The following is a 16,913-nucleotide window of genomic DNA, read 5'->3' on the forward strand; positions in this document are numbered from 1 at the left end:
CTTCCTTTCTAGCCTTGTAGGAGCCGAGGTAACGAGGCTTGGTTCATGGGGAGGGCCGTCGGCGTGCTAGTCGTGCTCGTGGGCGTGGGGTTTGAGCTGAGTGGCGGGATCGCCGAAGGCGCGGGTCATTTGTTCGCGCAGTTGCAGTCTGGCGCGCAGTAAGCGCACTTTAACGTTGGCTTCGCTCAGTCCCAATTCGGCCGCGGTTTCTTTGATGGAGAAGCCTTCCACATCCCGGAGCAGGAAAATGAGCCGGTGCTTTTCATCGAGTTGCTCGAGGGCGGATTCCACTTGCTGGAGGGTTTCCCGGCTGTCGACCAGCTTTTCCGGAGACTGGTTCCAATCGGCGATGAATTCCGGGTGAGGCACGTTGCTGTAACCTTCTCCCGGCTCGGTGTTGGCTTCCAAAGAAACGGTGGGCAGACCTTTGCGTTTGCGCAGGATCTTAAGGGCGGCGTGCGTGGCGATCCGTTGGATCCAGGTGCCGAATCGAGCCTCCTCTCGGAACCCTGCCAGATGGTCCATGGCACTCAGCAAAGCTTCCTGGGTGACATCCTGGGCATCCTCGTGACTGCCGGTGATCCGACGGGCGAGGGTGTAGAGACGACGTTCGTAGCGGGTAGCCAGGGCTTCAAAAGCAGCCAGTTCTCCTGATTTCGCTCGGCTGACGAGGTCTTCGTCTGATGGATCAGACGCATTCTCTGCGGAGGGGACTGGCTTACCGCTCAACATGTACCGGGCATTCATACGCGGGTAAAGCTTTCGGTGGCGAGCCTGAAAAGCGGCGGGCCTCTTTGTAACTAAAACGGGGTTGGTGGCTCAGGGAGGATGGGGCTGTAACCGATGGGGTTCGGCCGCCCGTTGATTCGAACGGATATGAAGATATTTGCCATAATGTGCCTTAGTTTGGTGCTCGTCTCTCCGAGGATCGGAGCAGCCTCAGCCGCTGAGGCTGAGGTTTGGACGTTGGCTCGTCTCATCGCCCACGCTCAGACGAACAGTCCGGACGCGCGGATCGCGGTGCATCGGATGCGGGCGGCGCGTGCTGGCGTTGCGCAGGCGAATGCCGGGCTGTGGCCTCAGCTTCAGCTCCAATCCAGCTATACGCGGACCGACAACCCAATGCAGGTGTTTGGCAGCCTGCTCAATCAGCGCGCTTTTGGGAATTCACTGGATTTCAATCATGTGCCCGACGTGGACAACCTGAACCTGCGTGGGGTGCTGACCTATCCACTTTACACGGGCGGCCGAACCCGGGCGGGTCGGGAGGGAGCAAAGGCTCGATCCGAGATGGCCGAGGCTCAAGCCGAGCAAGTTCGCCACACCCTGGCCTTTGAAGTCGCTCGCACCTTTTACACAGTCCATAAGACGCGATCGGTGGTCGAGGTGGCGGAGGCGGGATTGAAGTCGTTTGAGGGACACCTTCAAGTCGCCCGCCAGCGGCTGCAGAGCGGAGCCATTCTTCGCAGTGAGGTTTTGGATCTGCAAGTGCGTGTTGCCCAAGCCCGCGAGGAACTGGTGCGCTCTCGGAACGCGCACGCGATCGCCGAGCATGCGTTGTGCAACCTGTTGGGAATGGACCCGGGGGCGTTGAGCCTGGAGGGGACGGTGATGGAACTGCCGCCTCCGGCCGACGGCGATGCGTCGCGGCGTCCGGAGTGGCGTGTGATTCAGGCCCTGAGGCGGAGCGCCGACCAGGAGGTTCTGCGGGCTAGAGCGGGCTATCAGCCACGCGTCTCGGCATTCGGCAGCCTGGACTCCGACTCCGGCTGGAAAACCGATGGAAATGGCCGGAGCTACACCGCGGGACTCATGGTTCAGTGGGATGTCTGGGATGGCAAGCTGACCCAATCGAGAGTAGCTGAAGCCCGAGCCAACGCCGATGCCGTCCAGGAACAGGAGCAGAAGCTGCGGCTCTCCATCGATTTCGAATTAGCCGAGGCGCGTGTGCAGCTAGAAGGCGCGACGGAGCGATTGGCTGTGAGCGGGGCCGCCATTGCTCAGGCGGAGGAGAGTGTGGCCCTGAGCCGTGCCCGATTTGAACAAGGACTCGCGCTCGGCCTGCAACTGACGGATGCGCAGACGGCCCTCACCACGGCCCGTGTGCGACAGGTCGAAGCTCGAGCCGACCAGCGCATTGCTATCGCGGCCTTGCGTCGGGCGCTCGGGTTATCCCAAGTTGCCCCAGTTCCTTAACCTGCTGCCTTTCATGAAACCAAACCTTCTGCTCGCTCTGTCCGCCTTGGCGCTGCTCGCGCTCGGGACCGGATGTCGACATCACGAACCGAATCCGGGTTCGACCGAAACCCTTCCTTCGGCCTTGGTGACCGTCCATCGGTTGGAGGCTCGGGAGACTGAGCTCATCGAGGAAACCATGGGCACGGTTAGGTCCAAGCGCCAAGCGAGGATCGAAGCGAAGGTCTCGGGCCGTGTTCTCGAGGTTTTGGTGGTCGTGGGACAGACCGTCCGTGCCGGTGAGGTTTTGGTGAGGCTCGAGGTGTCCGAGACTCGGGCTCGCCTGGAGCAGGCTAGGGCTGTCGATGAGCAAGCTCGTAATGACTTCAGGCGCATGGCCTCCCTGTTAGAGCGCCAGGCGGCTACGCCCGCGGAGTTTGAGTCCATCCAAGCGCGGGCTCGAGCGGCAGCGGCGGCGGTCAAAGAATTAGAATCGCTGGCCGGAAATGGCGAGATCGCCGCTCCCTTTGACGCGGTGGTCACCTCAAAATCCGTCGAGACGGGCGATCTGGCGATGCCAGGGAAACTATTGTTTGAGTTGGAGGATCCTCAGGCAATGCGTTTGGAGGTGCAGGTTGGGGAGTCCCTGATCCGCCACCTTCAAGCGGGCCAGGCTCTGCCCGTGCGAGCTCCCTCTTGGGACGGGCCGCTGCAAGGGGTGGTGAGCGAGATCTCGCCAGCCGCGGATCCAGCCAGCCGAACCCTTCTCGTGAAGCTGGATCTTCCACCGACCCCCGGGCTCAGATCTGGGGCCTTTGCGCGTGTGGATCTGCCAGGGGGCAAGGCGAAATCGCTTCGAGTGCCCAGCGTTGCGGTGATTCCGCGCGGTCAGCTGGAGCTTGTGTTCGTGGCTGCGGAGGGACACGCCCGGCTGCGCCTGGTGAAAAGCGGTCGTGTGAGCGGCGCGGAGACAGAGTTGCTCGCCGGGGTTTCGGCGGGAGAGAGCGTGGTCGTGGAAGGTGCTTCCGGACTTCGTGACGGCCAACCCATCACTGTTCAACCATGAGTCAGTCCTCCTCCCAATCGACCCCGGTACCTGGCATCGCTGGCCGAGTGGCGGCGATGTTCTTGGATTCCAAGCTTACTCCCCTGGTGGTACTGGCGTCCGTGCTCTTGGGGTTGGCCGCCGTGGTGCTGCTCCCCCGCGAAGAGGAGCCACAGATCAAGGTTCCGATGATCGACGTGATGGTGGCCATGCCTGGAGCCTCGGCTCAGGAAGTGGAGGAGCGTGCCACTCGTCCGATGGAAAAGCTGCTGTGGGAGATTCCCGGCGTCGAGTATGTTTACTCAACTTCTCGGACCGAGGAGTCACTCGTCATTGTGCGGTTCAAGGTTGGTCAGGATCCGGAACTGAGCCTGGCGCGCCTGAGTGAGAAGCTTCGCTCGAACTTCGATCGGATCCCTCCGGGTGTCTCCTTTCCCTTGATCAAGCCTAAGAGCATCGATGACGTGCCGATCCTGGCCCTGACCTTTCATTCCTCCCGTTATGATCATCTGACCCTGGGACGGTTGGCGGCCCAGGTGGACGACGCCGTCAAGCAGGTGCCCTTGGTGGCGGAGACGATGTTAATTGGCGGCGTACGGCGGCAATTGCGTGTGATCTTGGATCCGCTTCGGCTGGCGGCTCGCCAGCTTTCCCTTACCGATCTGGCACCGATCCTCCGTCAGGCCAACCGTCAATCGCGGTCGGGCGAACTGATCTCTGGAGACAGAACCATCCTGATTGAGACCGGGGGCTTTCTTCGCTCGGCTGCGGAAGTAGCCAGCGTGGTGGTGGGGGTTTCCGGGGGGCGGCCAGTCTATTTGCGGGATGTGGCCTCCATCCAGGACGGCGCCGAGGAGCCGGCGAGCTATGTCTTCTTTGGTCGGGGTCGGGAGGAGGATCGTCCGGCGGTCACGTTGAGCGTGGCGAAAAGGCCGGGCGTGAACGCCATTGAGGTGGCCGATGCGGTCCTGCGCAAGGTCGATCAGTTGAAGGGTGTGATTATCCCGGCTGATGTTGAGGTGTCGATCACCCGCCACTACGGGGAGACGGCGGCGGAGAAATCCAATGAACTGCTGTTCCACATGGCCATTGCGGTGGTGAGTGTTTCGCTGCTCATCCTGTTCACGTTGGGATGGCGGGAATCGATCGTGGTGGCGGTGGCGATTCCATCCACCCTCGCCCTCACCCTGCTGGTGTTTTATCTCCAGGGGTTCACGCTGAATCGCATTACCTTGTTTGCCCTGATCTTTAGCATTGGGATCCTGGTCGACGATGCGATTGTGGTGGTGGAGAATTTGGTTCGGCATTTTCGTTTGCCGGAGAACCATTCCCGGGACCGTTTTGTAGTGGCGGCTGAAGCGGTGGGGGAGGTTGGAAATCCAACGATCCTTGCGACCTTTGCCGTGATCGCGGCCGTATTGCCCATGGCATTCGTGGGTGGACTGATGGGTCCCTACATGCGTCCGATTCCGGTGGGGGCGAGCGCGGCGATGTTCTGGTCCCTGCTGATCGCGTTCGTGGTGACGCCTTGGGCGGCGGTGCGGTTGTTGAAGCTCAGAGGTCACGGCCAAACGGCAGTCGATACGGGTGAGGAAGCTCGGCCCCCCACGAGCGCTGAGGCGCATCCGGAGGACGGCTTCACGCGCTTTTATCGTCGGGTGATGGTGCCGCTGTTGATGAAGCGGGGTTGGCGGTACGGGTTTCTGGGCGTGATTTCTCTGCTATTGCTGGGCGCGATGGCGATGGTTCCGCTCGGGTGGGTCAAGGTGAAGATGTTGCCTTTTGACAACAAGTCGGAGTTTCAGATTATCTTGAATATGCCGGAGGGAAGTGTGTTGGAACGCACTGCCCAAGCTGCCCGGGAAATTGCCGCCGTGGTTCGGCAGGAGCCGGAGGTGCTCGATTGTCAGGTGTATGCCGGGACTGCTTCGCCCTTCAATTTTAACGGATTGGTTCGGCACTACTTCATGCGGAGGGGGCCGAACGTCGCGGATGTTCAGGTGAACCTAGTCTCCAAGCATCGGCGCAGCGCGCAGAGTCACGAAGTGGCCAAGCGGGTCCGGTTGCGGATCGCGGACGTGGTCCGCCGCTATGGGGCGCGGGTGGCGGTCGCGGAGGTTCCGCCTGGTCCGCCGGTGCTCCAGACTTTGGTGGCGGAGATCTACGGTCCCAGCGAGAAGGTGCGGGAAGCGCTGGCGGCGAAGGTGCGCGATTTGTTCGCTCGGACGGAGGGGGTGGTGGATGTGGATTGGTATCGCGAGGCCGACCAGGCCCGCGTCCGATTTGTGGTGGATCGGGAGAAGGCGGCCATGCACGGGATCAGCGCGGAGCAGGTTGCCCAGGCCCTGAAGATTGCCGCAGGAACCGAAGTGGTGGACCTCCTGCATGATCCGGTGGAGAAGCGGGACGTCAGCCTGGTGTTGGAGCTGCCCCGGAGCGCGCGGCAGACCCCTGAGGATCTGTTGGGACTGCGGTTGCGCGCGCAGCGAAGCTCAGGCTCCTCGGAGGGCCCGCTGGTTCCCTTGCGTGAGTTGGTCAGGCTGGAACATGGGGTGGCGGAGAAGAGCATCTATCACAAGAACCTGATGCCGGTGACCTATGTGATCGGGGATGTGGCGGGCGCGGTGGAGAGCCCCGTCTATGCGATCTTTCAGATGAATGAGGCCTTGCGCCAGTGGGACATGCGGGAGATGGGAGGCCAGGTCAAGGACCTGGTGCTCTTGAACGCCGCCCAGCCGTTCACGGATGGTCTTCCGACCTTGAAGTGGGATGGAGAGTGGCACATCACGCTCGAGGTGTTTCATGATCTTGGCCTGGCGTTCGCCGCGGTGCTGGTGTTGATCTATGTGCTCATGGTGGGATGGTTTAAGTCCTTTATCACGCCGCTGATCGTGATGGTCGCCATTCCGTTCTCACTCGTGGGTATCCTCCCCGCCCACGCGGCCATGGGTGCGTTTTTCACCGCCACTTCGATGATCGGGTTCATGGCTGGGGCGGGGATTGTGGTCCGCAATTCGATCATTCTGGTCGACTTCATCGAGCTGCGGCTGAGCCATGGTCTTTCGCTTGCTGATGCGGTCGTTGATGCGGGAGCGGTGCGTTTTCGCCCCATGTTGCTGACCGCGATGGCCGTGGTGGTGGGTGCCGCCGTCATTCTGGCCGATCCTATCTTCCAGGGCCTGGCCATTGCGCTCATGGCCGGTGAAATAGCGTCGCTGCTGATCAGCCGCATGGCGGTTCCGATCTTTTATTACTGGGTTCATGCTCGGACTTTCTCACCCCGATCCCAGGACGCTTCGCGAGGCGCTTGACGCATTGGAGTGCGGTAGACCTCTCTCATCTTTGTTGCTAAGAACGCGGACTAGACAAGCTGGAGGAGCTCATCATTCCTTCGGGTGAGTTCCTGAATCTGCGGCCGAGAACCCGCAGGGTTCACAGAGATTAGCCGACGGGTGGCACGCCTTTCAGGGTGCTGTTGAATAGGGGCCGACCAACCGGGGGTGTCGCTGCGCTCCACACCCCGGCTAATGTCTGTGAACCCTGCGGGTTCGAGCCACTGCCGCCCAGGTGAGAAACTCCCGCATCTTCCGATTTGTCTAGTCCGTGTTTTGTGGGCAATCCACTTCCATTTCCGTTTCTGGGTTGATCCCTGGGCTGGATCTGCGAGGTTCGTCGGACTGATGAAATCATTGGGATCTTCTTACGCTGGATTCTATCAACGGATGCTTCTGGGGATCGCGCTCCTGCTCTCACTCACAGGCGGTCGTGAGATCCAGGGAGCCCAGCCTGCGCTTGCGGAGGAGGATGTCGTCGGCGCTTCCCGTTTAGCCGGGCTTGAGTTTTCGGAAGCGGAGGTACACCTGATGATGGCTCGGCTGCAGGATCATCTCAGCGCTGTTGTGGAGATGCGGGGCAGCTCCCTGGCTCTGCCCCAGATGCCCGCGCTTCGATTTGATCCACGGCCTCCGGGCTTCGTCATGCCGGCAGCGGAGTCGGTTTCGTCCTGGCAACCTTCTCGACGGACTCGTCTGCCGCAGGATCGGGCGGATTGGGCGTTTCTGTCCGTGGAGGAGTTGGCGGGATTGCTCCGATCTAGAGCCGTCTCTTCGGAAACGCTGACGACCTATTTCTTGGATCGGCTGAAGCGGTATGGACCCTCGTTGCATTGCGTGGTGACTTTGACCGAGCAGCGCGCCCTCGAATCTGCGCGCCGGGCTGATCGCGAGATTCGGTCGGGTCGCTGGCGCGGACCCCTGCACGGGGTTCCGTATGGGGTGAAGGACCTATTGGACGTGGCTGGGTTTCCGTCGACCTGGGGGATTTCGCTCCGAACGAATTCGGTCGCCGCGGCCGATGCCACGGTGGTGGAGAAGCTCGACGCCGCTGGCGCCGTTCTGGTGGCCAAGCTGAGCCTGGGCGAGTTGGCGATGGGAGATGTTTGGTATGGTGGCTTAACCCGCAATCCCTGGAAACCTGCGACCGGCTCGTCGGGTTCCTCCGCGGGTTCGGCGAGCGCGGTGGCGGCCGGTCTGGTTCCGTTCGCGATCGGCTCGGAGACTCTGGGCTCCATTGTTTCGCCGTCGACGGTCTGCGGGGTGACGGGTCTTCGCCCGACCTTTGGGCGCGTGAGCCGCAGCGGGGCGATGATGCTGTGCTTTTCGCTGGATAAGCTGGGACCCCTGGCGCGTTCGGCCTGGGATTGCGCCTTGGTTTTGGAGGTGATTCGGGGATCGGACGGTCGTGATATGTCGGTCATCGACGCGCCGTTCTCGGCGGCGAGGCGGCGAGATCCACGCCGACTTCGGATCGGGTATCTGGCCGAAGACTTGGAGAAACCCTACGCCAATCGCACCAATGACCAGAACACGCTGGAAACGTTGCGGGCTTTGGGCCTGACGCTGAAACCGGTCACCCTGCCGAAATGTCCGAAGGGAGTTTTGTATAGTCTGCTCGCGGCGGAAGCCGCCATGGCTTTTGACGAGCTGACCCGGCAGAATCAGGACGACCGGCTCGTGCAGCAGGACGCCGGGAGCTGGCCAAACACCTTTCGCAGCGCTCGGTTCATCACCGCCGTCGACTACCTTCAGGCGGGCCGGATTCGTGCCCGATTGATGGAAGACTTCCAGCGACTGTTCTCCGAGGTCGATGTGGTCGTGGCCCCGAGCTGGAGAGGGAATCAGCTGCTGTACAGCAACATGACCGGTCACCCGTGTGTGGTGGTTCCGAATGGAGAGATGGGCCAGGGGCCGCCGCCCAGCGTCTGTTTCCTGTCGGGGCTATTTCGGGAAGCGGATGCCCTGACGGTGGCGCAAGTGTATCAGGAGTCCACCGAATGGAATCGTCGACGTCCTGATCTGACTGGGGTGAAGTAGGGTGTCGACTGCGAGAACGGGTTCAAGCTTCTGCGAAAAGAGCCGACTGATATTCTGACTAGGGTGAAGCCGTTCAACCTGACCAGCAGCAAGCATGGCGTTTTCAATATGAGCGAACTTTCGGGCAAGATTGCGGACATGGTTGAGCAGTCGGTGCTTTCGGTTTTTGGAACCATGGCGAACTTGTCCGGGGAGCCCGTCTCAAAAGCTGAGGATGCGACTGACATTCAGCTGAACGGCGTGGGAGGCTTTGTCAACTTTGCCGGACCTTTGAGTGGGGCAGTCTACCTGTTGATGTCAGAGCAGACCGCGAGGCAGGTGACCGCAAACATGCTGGGGACGGATGAGGTGGGAGCTGGAGAAATCAAGGATGTTGTCGGTGAACTCACCAACATGGTTGCAGGAGGGCTGAAGAATCAGCTGGCGACCGCCGGCCTGGACTCCAGCCTGACGATCCCCACGTATATCATGGGAGAGAATTCTCGAATTTCCGTCCGGAACACCTCGGTGGCCACCAAGAACGTGATTCGGCTGCCAGGCATTCTGGATCACGTCCAGGTCCGGGTTCTGGCTCGAAAGATGCCCTAGCAACCTGTCGGACTTGTCCCGACCGGACGTGAGTCCGGCTTCGAACCTCCTTTGTGCTAAAGAATGTCGTAGGAAACGTCGCGACAGGCTGCTAGATATTTTTCCTGCGGAAAAGAGCCGATCTGCTGATGGTTTCCTTGGAGATGGAGCGGGGCAACGCCGTCGAGCTTTGCACGGGTCCCCGCTAGATGGCACTGCGTGCTGGGAGACTGGACATCAAGGACTTCCATACTCTGTTCCTGGAGAATTCCACAGAAACCTAAGACGGAAGTATTAACCACGGATTTCTCGGATGACTCGGATGGACACCAGTTGCTCTTCCTCTCTGCGCTCCTCCGCGCTCTCCGCGCCTCCGCGAGAAAAGATCCCTCCCCGGACGCGGAAGGACTGCCGGCATCTCTCGCGGAGGCGCGGAGAGCGCGGAGAGGAAAGAGTTCAGGGAAAGTCTGCGCCGGTTCGTACGTGGACGAGACGTTGTTTGGTGAGCTGGATTTTGGTCTCGAGCAGCTCCCGGTTTTCCAGGCCCTTCTGCCGTAGCTCTGCCTCCAGTTCCTGTATTTTTCGCTCGTAGGCGTTCAGCCGAACCTCGATGGGAGCCTGCAGGTCTGAGAGCCGTTGTTCGAGGGTGGCGAGTTCCTCGGCGGCGCACAGGTGAAGCAGGCGATCTTGGTGTCGGTCGGTCAGCAGCCGCTGGACAACTTTCTCACGCAACACTTCGGTGAGCTGAGGGGGCAGGATCTTCTGACCCCGCTTTCGATGGTCATTGGACTCCTCCAGTGCGGCCAAGGCGAGGAGCCGCTCTGCGGCGGGCTTGCGGCGGAGGAGCAGGGAAATCAAAAAGACCAAGGTCAGAGCGAGAAGGCCTGCCATCAGCCAGCGGGCGAGGTCGTGTGTTTGTTGGGCCTGACGTTGGGCATCGGAGGTCCGGGCTTTGAGTTGGTCCAGTTCCTTACCCGAGAGGCGTTCCGTGGTATCGAGCCGCGACTTCAGATCCTCGAGTTGGCGAAGGGCGCGTTGGAGCGACTCTGGGTTTCCCGCGGCCGCCGAGGCGGGCTGACGGTCAGGAAAGAGTGCCTGTCTCAGGCCGGGAAGGGGCTGTTGCGTTTGGCCATCCCAGTAGCGTTGAAGCTGTCCCCAATCCGACACGGCCCACCCCAATCCACTTTCCTCCAGTGCGCTGCGCCAGGCTGCGTAATAGCGGGCACGGGAGCCTGGCTCGATACGGCTATCACAACCTAGTTCGGCAAAATAGACTGGTCGTCGGTAGTGTTCCGCCCACCGAGCGGCCCACTGGGCCTGGTGCAGGAGAGGTTGGGGGCCGCAGGGGTTTCGATCGGTGGGTGTGCGCTGGTAGCGCGCCAGCCATTCTTGAACGTTCAAGTCCAGGCCGGCCACCGACCCCGCGGAGAGCGCTGGTTGAGCCGGACCGGGAAACTGGATTCCGGTGAGACGATTTAAAGCGGGGGTGCCGAAGGCTTGTTGGCTGAAAAACTCCGGCTCTCGGCTGCTCAGCGAGGCGATCCAGTTGCGCTCGCCTTCGGGTGGAAGCAGCCGAGCCAGCTCGGCGGGGTTGCCTCGGCGTCCGGGGCTGCACAGGACGGTGCGAGCAAGGCTTCCCCGACGGATTTCTCGAATGACTTCAGCATAGATGGGGTTGAGCGACGGCGTATCGGCTTGGTTGTCGGCTGGGTTCAGCAGTTCATAGGCGATGGTGGCCGGGAAATCGACATAGTGGCTGGAGACTTGGGACCATATTGCCTTGAAGCGAGCGGTTTCCGCGGAAGGATCCGCGTAGAAGGCGTCGAAATCATGCCAGCTGATCACCACGGCGAGGTTGTGCTTGGCGGCCTCGGCGATCAGAAGGTCCAGTCGTGCCAGTGCCTCCGCGGAAACCCGAAACTCGGGCGCCTTGCCGGCCAGGGCGTGCCAGGGCAGGGTGATTCGCACGTGGTCGAAGCCCTCGCGCTGGATTTGTTGTAGCTCGCCGCTACGGGCCATGGCATTGCCAAGCCCCTGCTTAACCGTGTCGGAGGTGCCGATCAAAGAGATCCCCTTGGCGAGAAGCTGAGCGCTCCGGTGAGCCGGCGTCTCTTGATTCTCCAGTGGAGTGGGGATCTCGACCGTCGGGGGCACTACCGGCCGTGCCGCGAAGCGCATGGTCACCGGGGTATCCCGGTCGACCTGGATTCCGAATTCGTAGCGTTGCCGGAACCAGGACCGGACGGGAAGGCGGAGCAGGCTCTGGGTCTCCGGGGTGAAGGTTGCCCCTTGCAGGTCAATGGCTTCCCAGGAAATTTCTTCCTGAAAGAGCGCCTCTTTCTCGTGGGGAACTTTCTCGTAAAATCCTAGTAATGAAATTGTTACGATTCCTTTCCCGCGAGGTAGGAACTGCAGGGAGATCTCGTTCGTGGAGAACAGGGTGAGCGGAAAGGTAGCTGAAAAAGCCCGGTTTTGTTCGGTTTTTCTGAGCCAGCCGATGCGGCTGACCGTACCGAACCCTTGGAGGACTTCCGGTTGCTGCAGGGCGACCACTTCGGGGGTGCCATAGACATCCAAGCGGGCTTCGGGCGCGAGTCTGGCCGGGCCATGAGGCTGGGCGAGCACCAGCATCTGGGCGAACCAGAGCAGCAGGGCCACTGCAGTTCGTTGAATCTGCATGAGGTTTGAATAGCAGGCGGGTGGAGTTAGGGGCAAGGAATACCAATCCAACAGATCCTCAATTGACGGCACGTTTCTCTGTGTTACGGTGAATCTGCATCTATGAGCGCCAGCAAACTCGACACCTCGCTCACCTTCGGACCTTTTTTGGTCCAATCCGGAGGTCAGCGCCTCACCCTCCCTGCCCGGGCGGTCCGTGTCCATAAGAACGGAATCGAATTTAGGAGCCCCAGTTCTTTCGCTCCCTGGACGGAAATGACCCTCGAACTTGAGGCTCCGTCAGATACCCGCCGCATTCAGGCCACTGGAGTTGTGGTTGCCTGCAGCGGTGATCGGCACAGCGGCTATCAGGTCTCGCTTGTCTTCACGCATCTCTCCGCCCAGTCTAGAGCACGGCTGGACATTTTGGCGTCCAGTTACTCGATGTAGACCGATCGGACACAGACCGACCCTGACCTAGACCGCATGGAAATTTTTAATCGGATCCTGAAAGCCGCCGTTGACGGCGGAGCCTCTGACATTCATCTCAAGATCGAGACCCCGGTCATCTTCCGAATTAACCGGCAGTTGATTTCAGTCGAGTGTCCCTATCCGACCAACGAGTGGATGGAGAACGTGGTTAATACCATCGTGCCCAAGCATGGGCGACATCGGTTGGAGACGGAGCGCGAGGTCGACTTTTCCTACTTTCTGCCTGGAGTGGGACGGTTCCGAACCAATGTGTTTCAGCAGCGTGGGACCTGGTGTTTAGCGATGCGGTTTGTAAAGACGCAGGTGCCCACGTTTGAAGAGTTGGGTTTGTTGCCGTCGGTCAAGACGATCGCGGAGTCGCCTCGGGGCATCGTGCTGGTGGCGGGTTCCACGGGCTCTGGCAAGTCGACGACCCTGGCGGCCATGATCGAGCACATCAATGCCCATGGCCGGAAACACATTGTCACGTTGGAGGATCCGATTGAATATGTCTTTGAGGACAATCAGTCGGTCATCGAGCAGCGGGAAGTCGGTTTGGATACGTTGTCTTTTCAGCACGCCTTGAAGCACGTTTTGCGTCAGGACCCCGATGTGATTATGGTGGGTGAGATGCGGGATGCGACCAGCTTTCAGGCGGCCATGAGTGCCGCTGACACCGGGCATCTAGTACTTTCGACCCTCCACACCACCAACGCCTCCCTGTCGGTGACGCGTATCCTCGATTTCTTCAAGGCGGAGGAACGGGAGCAGGTGCGACGGCAGTTGGCGGGCACGCTGCAGGCCGTGATCTGTCAGCGCATGGTCCCGACCCTGGCTGGCGGGATGACTCCAGCGCAGGAGATTCTCATCAACACGCCGACGGTGCGGAAGCTCATTGAGGAAAACCGGCTGGACAAACTGCCCGCCGCCATCGAGACCGCGACCGACGATGGGATGATCAACTTCAACCAAGCTTTGTTTGAGCTGGTGAAGCAGGGGAAGATTTCTGAGAAAGACGCCTTGGCGAAGGCGACGAATGCGCAGGCGCTGGAGATGAATTTCCAGGGCATCTTCCTCAGCGAAGGCAAACGCATCCTGGGCTAGCAGGCCGTCGGACTTAGAATGTCGTTCTGCAGGGTGCACGGCTGGGCTTTTGTTTGGCTCCCGGGTCTTATGGGCATCGGCCTGCTAGAATACACCCCGACTCCGAGTCGGGGTTGGAAAATTCAGTCTGACTGGTCATAGTGGCTAGACTGAAACAAGCCACCGCCATTCCGGATGATGGCGATACAGTCCCATCCCTTGCTCTGAATCTTAATCTGAATCCGAGGCAGTATAAACAATGGCTGAAGACAATCGGTCCTACGAAGATGCCCACGGCTAGCTAGGAGGCCATTCAGTCCTGCAGGCAATTTAGCGTACCGAACACAGTGTTTATCGATGTTGGCAAGGAGGATTGGCTCTCCTCGGATAGCGGCTACAAAAAACTACCCGGGCTATGAACCGAAAGACCTCATTCACTGCCTCGCTGCTGACTCTACTAGGCCTTGTGTGCGCATTGTTGGCGGCTCTGGTTCCGCGACGGTCACAAAAGCTGAGTACTGTAGTTATGCTTAACCCAACTTAGCGGACTGCCACCCTCCAGTCCGCTAAGTTGGGTTAACGTAAGGGGAGGCCGCGCAAATTGTTTTTCCGTACAAGTTGAAAACATCAGGTTGGTTGCTGTTTGTGGGTCTGGAGGCTGGATCGTCTCACCCCTACCGGTCGCTTACCCTGGTTGGACTCCGGTGTATGATCCATTCCTTTGACGAAGTGTATGAAGGATTATTTGGACGATTATAAGTGTCTCTGGGCTTTGCTGTATAGCGCTCTGGCGTTGGTTCTTTCAGGCTGTACGCTCTTTTCTCCGAAGCGCGCCTTGGTAGCAGCTTTTCCCCCGAATTCAGATTCGCACGCATTCACGTACGTCCTAGGAAGAAATGCGCGTAGAATCGAAGTTGAGTGGTTAAATATCGATTCAACCGTCAAGCCTCGTTTGAAACTTTCGGTTACCAATCGTGGGCGTGTAGCCGTTGTAGCGAAGAATTCACAAATGCATTACGTTCCGATTGATCCTGGTGCGAGTGAGACACTGTTTGAGGGAGAATTGGACTTAGCAACACCTCCTCTGCGTATCCCAATTAGGTCGATTCCTCGCCGGACGTGTTGTGAATTTCGGTTGGAATTGCTGGAAGCGTTTTCTGGATCAGCTGCCCTGAGGGTGTACGTCTATTCTTCGCCCCCTGTTCTCTGAGCCGACGTTCTTGGCATTGTGGATCAGACGTAAGCGGTGATTTAGCGACCCCTATCTGTGGGCACACGTTCGGACTAGAGCGGGAAAAATCGAATGGAAAGTCTCATGCACTCTGCACAAGGATTAGGCTCGCCTTTGTGTCTTAACCGACTGGCCAAATAGGGATCCGCTTGGGGAGGAAGGCGGGGTCAACCCGTATGGCTAGGTGGGAGACGGGAGGCTTCTTCAAAAGCATGGCGCAGCTTGCCAGCTGGTACCGCCGACAGTTTGCCGCTGCCTTCCGCGAGCGGTCGAGCTGATAGACGCGGATATGCAGTGTTGGAGGGAACCGGATTGGATGGTTGTTGCGCGAAGGAAAAGCGGTGTCGGTGCCACCGCGGTCCATAGAACTCCCTAAGCCCACCGACGGTGGTTTGTCACGTTTCCCTTACCCATGACGTCTTCATTCTCGCCACTCACGCCACCCTGGGCTCCCTGAAAGTTGCACCCAACCCATGACCAACTCGGTGAACGTACGTTCATCGAGTTGGTCATGGGATTGGCCCACCGGGGTCAAATCTCTTGGTTCTGATACTGGCTGCTAAGAGTGATTTCCTGGGTTTGGCAGTTCTTCGCCGTCTTTCGTTTCTTGCGGCTAAACCAATAAGGGAGAATGGAAACCACGGATTTCGCGGATGACACGGATCCGCAAAGACTTGGAAGGAAGTCGGAGGTTTGGGAGAAATCTAACTCATTCATTTGAGAGAAAGTGATCCGGGGACCAAGCCTCGTGACCTTCCGCCGTCGCTCCGAGCTATGGCGGGACAACCGTCTCCTACAGGGGAACTACGGCCCATAGGGGGCGCGGTGGTAGGGAAGAAGGTTCCGGTCAGACGAAGTTGCCCACCGGCGCCTCGGCACCTGGCATCTACCTGGCCTGGCGAGGAGGCGTGTAGATCCGAATCGCGCGGATGGGTGGCTCGACCGGGCTGCGGATCTCCAACGTGTGCCGGGTGTTGGGCAAGCCTTGGGCGACGGTGACGGCGGTTTCTACCGCGGGATCCGCCACTCCGGGCGATACGAATTCATCCACAAAGCGAGGTTCGACTTTCCAAGTAACCGGGAACTCAGCGGGCACCGACTTGATGCTCGCCAGACTCATGGCATAGGCGACGTTCCAAGCGTTCGTTTCAATGACCACACGCCCGGAGGTGGAGACGAATCGCTGATCCGAACGTCCTTCCCCATCCGGTCCGGTCCGCGTTCCCCTCAATGAGAACTTGAACCGCTTTCCCTCGGGATCGGCCTGGGAGGCCTGGAGTGTCCACTCCTCCTCCAGCAGTGGATGCTGTGATTCGATCGGTGCCACTACCGGCCATCGCACGCGCCATTTGCCTGCCGGATGAGCGAGTGCTCGGGTGAAGGTGTAAAGCTGCGGCCATTCGGAAGGTTTGCGGCCGTCGATGCGGATCCGTGCCGGTGCCCCTTGTCCAGGGCGGCAAATGAGATCGATTCGACTGCCTTGAAAGCTGAGGCGTAGCGTTCCGTCCGACCAGCGTACGTTGCGGCCGACTTCGACTGTTTTAACCCAATCCTCGGCTGGCGAAGGACCCAGGCGGGGGTCGTAGCGAAGGTAGGCTTTCACGCACTGGGCCATCAGCCATTCGCCGTGGGCATTGAGATGCACGTTGTCGCGGAGCAAGGCTCGGGGCTCGAGGCGGTGCTGAGTGAGATAGGCCTTCCAGAGCGATCGCTGGTCGCAGAGTTCAGCCCCGTACTGCCGCGCCACCTGGGGCAGCCAGTGGTGGTTCATGAAGGCATCCCAGTGTTTCCCGAGGGGTGGCAGCTTGGCGGGGTCGGTTTCCTCCTGGAGGTGTTCCGGTTTGGTCACATGATCCGTCTGAATCAGGATCTCGGCGGTGGTTCGCTCGCGTGTGCGCCGAATGATCTGCTCATACTTATCGTGTGCGCCATACACGTGAAAGATGAGCAGATCGGGTTGGAAAGGGTAGAGGTCCGTTTCGGCGGTATGGATGAGCATCTGTGAACCGAATCCACCCAGGGCTCGGTTCTCTACGATCAGGTTGGCGTGCGGAAAGCGGCGTCGCAGGTCCTGCTCGACGTCCTGGGTCCAGGCTTGCTCGGTAATCGATTGACCGTAGAAGAGGATCCGAACGGTGTTTCTTTGCCCGGCGGTGCTGGTGGCGAGCAGCCGCATCGTGCGTTGGATGTGCTTTCCCCACTGACTTGAGTCAGGAAAGGCCACCGCCGGGTAGGACATCGAGGGGGCGCTGCGGCTGATCCCTGGGATGCCCAGGAGCATTCCAACCCAGATCCAGAACCCAAGCTGAAG

Annotated in this window: 10 protein-coding genes; 7 read left to right on the forward strand and 3 right to left on the reverse strand. The window is 59.9% G+C overall.

Annotation, left to right across the window (positions count from 1 at the left end; all coding sequences use genetic code 11):
• Positions 1 to 66: 66 nt before the first annotated feature.
• Entirely contained in the window at positions 67 to 747 is a 681-nt protein-coding gene (locus tag JNN07_22500) for a sigma-70 family RNA polymerase sigma factor (GenBank protein MBL9170523.1), read from the reverse strand.
• A 129-nt stretch (positions 748 to 876) separates the two neighbouring features.
• Here JNN07_22500 and JNN07_22505 point away from each other — a divergent pair, with 129 nt between their 5' ends.
• The 5 genes from JNN07_22505 to JNN07_22525 all read left to right on the forward strand — a co-directional run bounded on the left by JNN07_22505 (position 877) and on the right by JNN07_22525 (position 9,180).
• Positions 877 to 2,196, forward strand: a complete 1,320-nt coding sequence (locus tag JNN07_22505; protein MBL9170524.1) for a TolC family protein — start codon at positions 877 to 879, stop codon at positions 2,194 to 2,196.
• Between the two features lie 13 nt (positions 2,197 to 2,209).
• On the forward strand, positions 2,210 to 3,241 hold the full coding sequence (locus tag JNN07_22510; GenBank protein ID MBL9170525.1) for an efflux RND transporter periplasmic adaptor subunit: 1,032 nt from the start codon (positions 2,210 to 2,212) through the stop codon (positions 3,239 to 3,241).
• Complete coding sequence (locus JNN07_22515) at positions 3,238 to 6,531, forward strand: efflux RND transporter permease subunit (protein ID MBL9170526.1); 3,294 nt, start codon at positions 3,238 to 3,240, stop codon at positions 6,529 to 6,531. Before JNN07_22510 ends, JNN07_22515 begins: the two co-directional genes overlap by 4 nt.
• Before the next feature lie 369 nt (positions 6,532 to 6,900).
• Positions 6,901 to 8,592, forward strand: a complete 1,692-nt coding sequence (locus tag JNN07_22520; protein MBL9170527.1) for an amidase — start codon at positions 6,901 to 6,903, stop codon at positions 8,590 to 8,592.
• A gap of 63 nt (positions 8,593 to 8,655) precedes the next feature.
• Positions 8,656 to 9,180, forward strand: coding sequence for a chemotaxis protein CheX (locus tag JNN07_22525; protein MBL9170528.1), 525 nt, complete (start codon positions 8,656 to 8,658; stop codon positions 9,178 to 9,180).
• 435 nt (positions 9,181 to 9,615) lie between these two features.
• Here the strand turns inward: JNN07_22525 and JNN07_22530 are convergent, their stop codons facing one another.
• Entirely contained in the window at positions 9,616 to 11,838 is a 2,223-nt protein-coding gene (locus JNN07_22530; GenBank protein ID MBL9170529.1) for a cellulase family glycosylhydrolase, read from the reverse strand.
• A 102-nt stretch (positions 11,839 to 11,940) separates the two neighbouring features.
• Between JNN07_22530 and JNN07_22535 the strand changes: the two genes are divergently transcribed.
• Together JNN07_22535 and JNN07_22540 are read left to right on the forward strand one after the other, a co-directional pair.
• The gene (locus JNN07_22535) at positions 11,941 to 12,267 is read left to right on the forward strand and encodes a PilZ domain-containing protein (GenBank protein MBL9170530.1); all 327 of its coding nucleotides are present in this window, start codon (positions 11,941 to 11,943) and stop codon (positions 12,265 to 12,267) included.
• Between the two features lie 36 nt (positions 12,268 to 12,303).
• Entirely contained in the window at positions 12,304 to 13,392 is a 1,089-nt protein-coding gene (locus JNN07_22540; GenBank protein MBL9170531.1) for a PilT/PilU family type 4a pilus ATPase, read from the forward strand.
• A 2,096-nt stretch (positions 13,393 to 15,488) separates the two neighbouring features.
• Here the strand turns inward: JNN07_22540 and JNN07_22545 are convergent.
• The gene (locus JNN07_22545) at positions 15,489 to 16,883 is read right to left on the reverse strand and encodes a hypothetical protein (GenBank protein ID MBL9170532.1); all 1,395 of its coding nucleotides are present in this window, start codon (positions 16,881 to 16,883) and stop codon (positions 15,489 to 15,491) included.
• Positions 16,884 to 16,913: the final 30 nt, after the last annotated feature.

Source organism: Verrucomicrobiales bacterium (assembly GCA_016793885.1).
GTDB lineage: Bacteria > Verrucomicrobiota > Verrucomicrobiia > Limisphaerales > UBA11320 > UBA11320.

Bases quoted from the DNA above. Each gene is read 5' to 3' on its own strand.
- JNN07_22515 (MBL9170526.1), top strand. From the start codon at position 3,238: ATGAGTCAGTCCTCCTCCCAATCGACCCCGGTACCTGGCATCGCTGGC.
- JNN07_22520 (MBL9170527.1), top strand. From the start codon at position 6,901: ATGAAATCATTGGGATCTTCTTACGCTGGATTCTATCAACGGATGCTT.
- JNN07_22505 (MBL9170524.1), top strand. From the start codon at position 877: ATGAAGATATTTGCCATAATGTGCCTTAGTTTGGTGCTCGTCTCTCCG.
- JNN07_22500 (MBL9170523.1), bottom strand. From the start codon at position 747: ATGAATGCCCGGTACATGTTGAGCGGTAAGCCAGTCCCCTCCGCAGAG.
- JNN07_22535 (MBL9170530.1), top strand. From the start codon at position 11,941: ATGAGCGCCAGCAAACTCGACACCTCGCTCACCTTCGGACCTTTTTTG.
- JNN07_22510 (MBL9170525.1), top strand. From the start codon at position 2,210: ATGAAACCAAACCTTCTGCTCGCTCTGTCCGCCTTGGCGCTGCTCGCG.
- JNN07_22540 (MBL9170531.1), top strand. From the start codon at position 12,304: ATGGAAATTTTTAATCGGATCCTGAAAGCCGCCGTTGACGGCGGAGCC.
- JNN07_22530 (MBL9170529.1), bottom strand. From the start codon at position 11,838: ATGCAGATTCAACGAACTGCAGTGGCCCTGCTGCTCTGGTTCGCCCAG.
- JNN07_22545 (MBL9170532.1), bottom strand. From the start codon at position 16,883: ATGCTCCTGGGCATCCCAGGGATCAGCCGCAGCGCCCCCTCGATGTCC.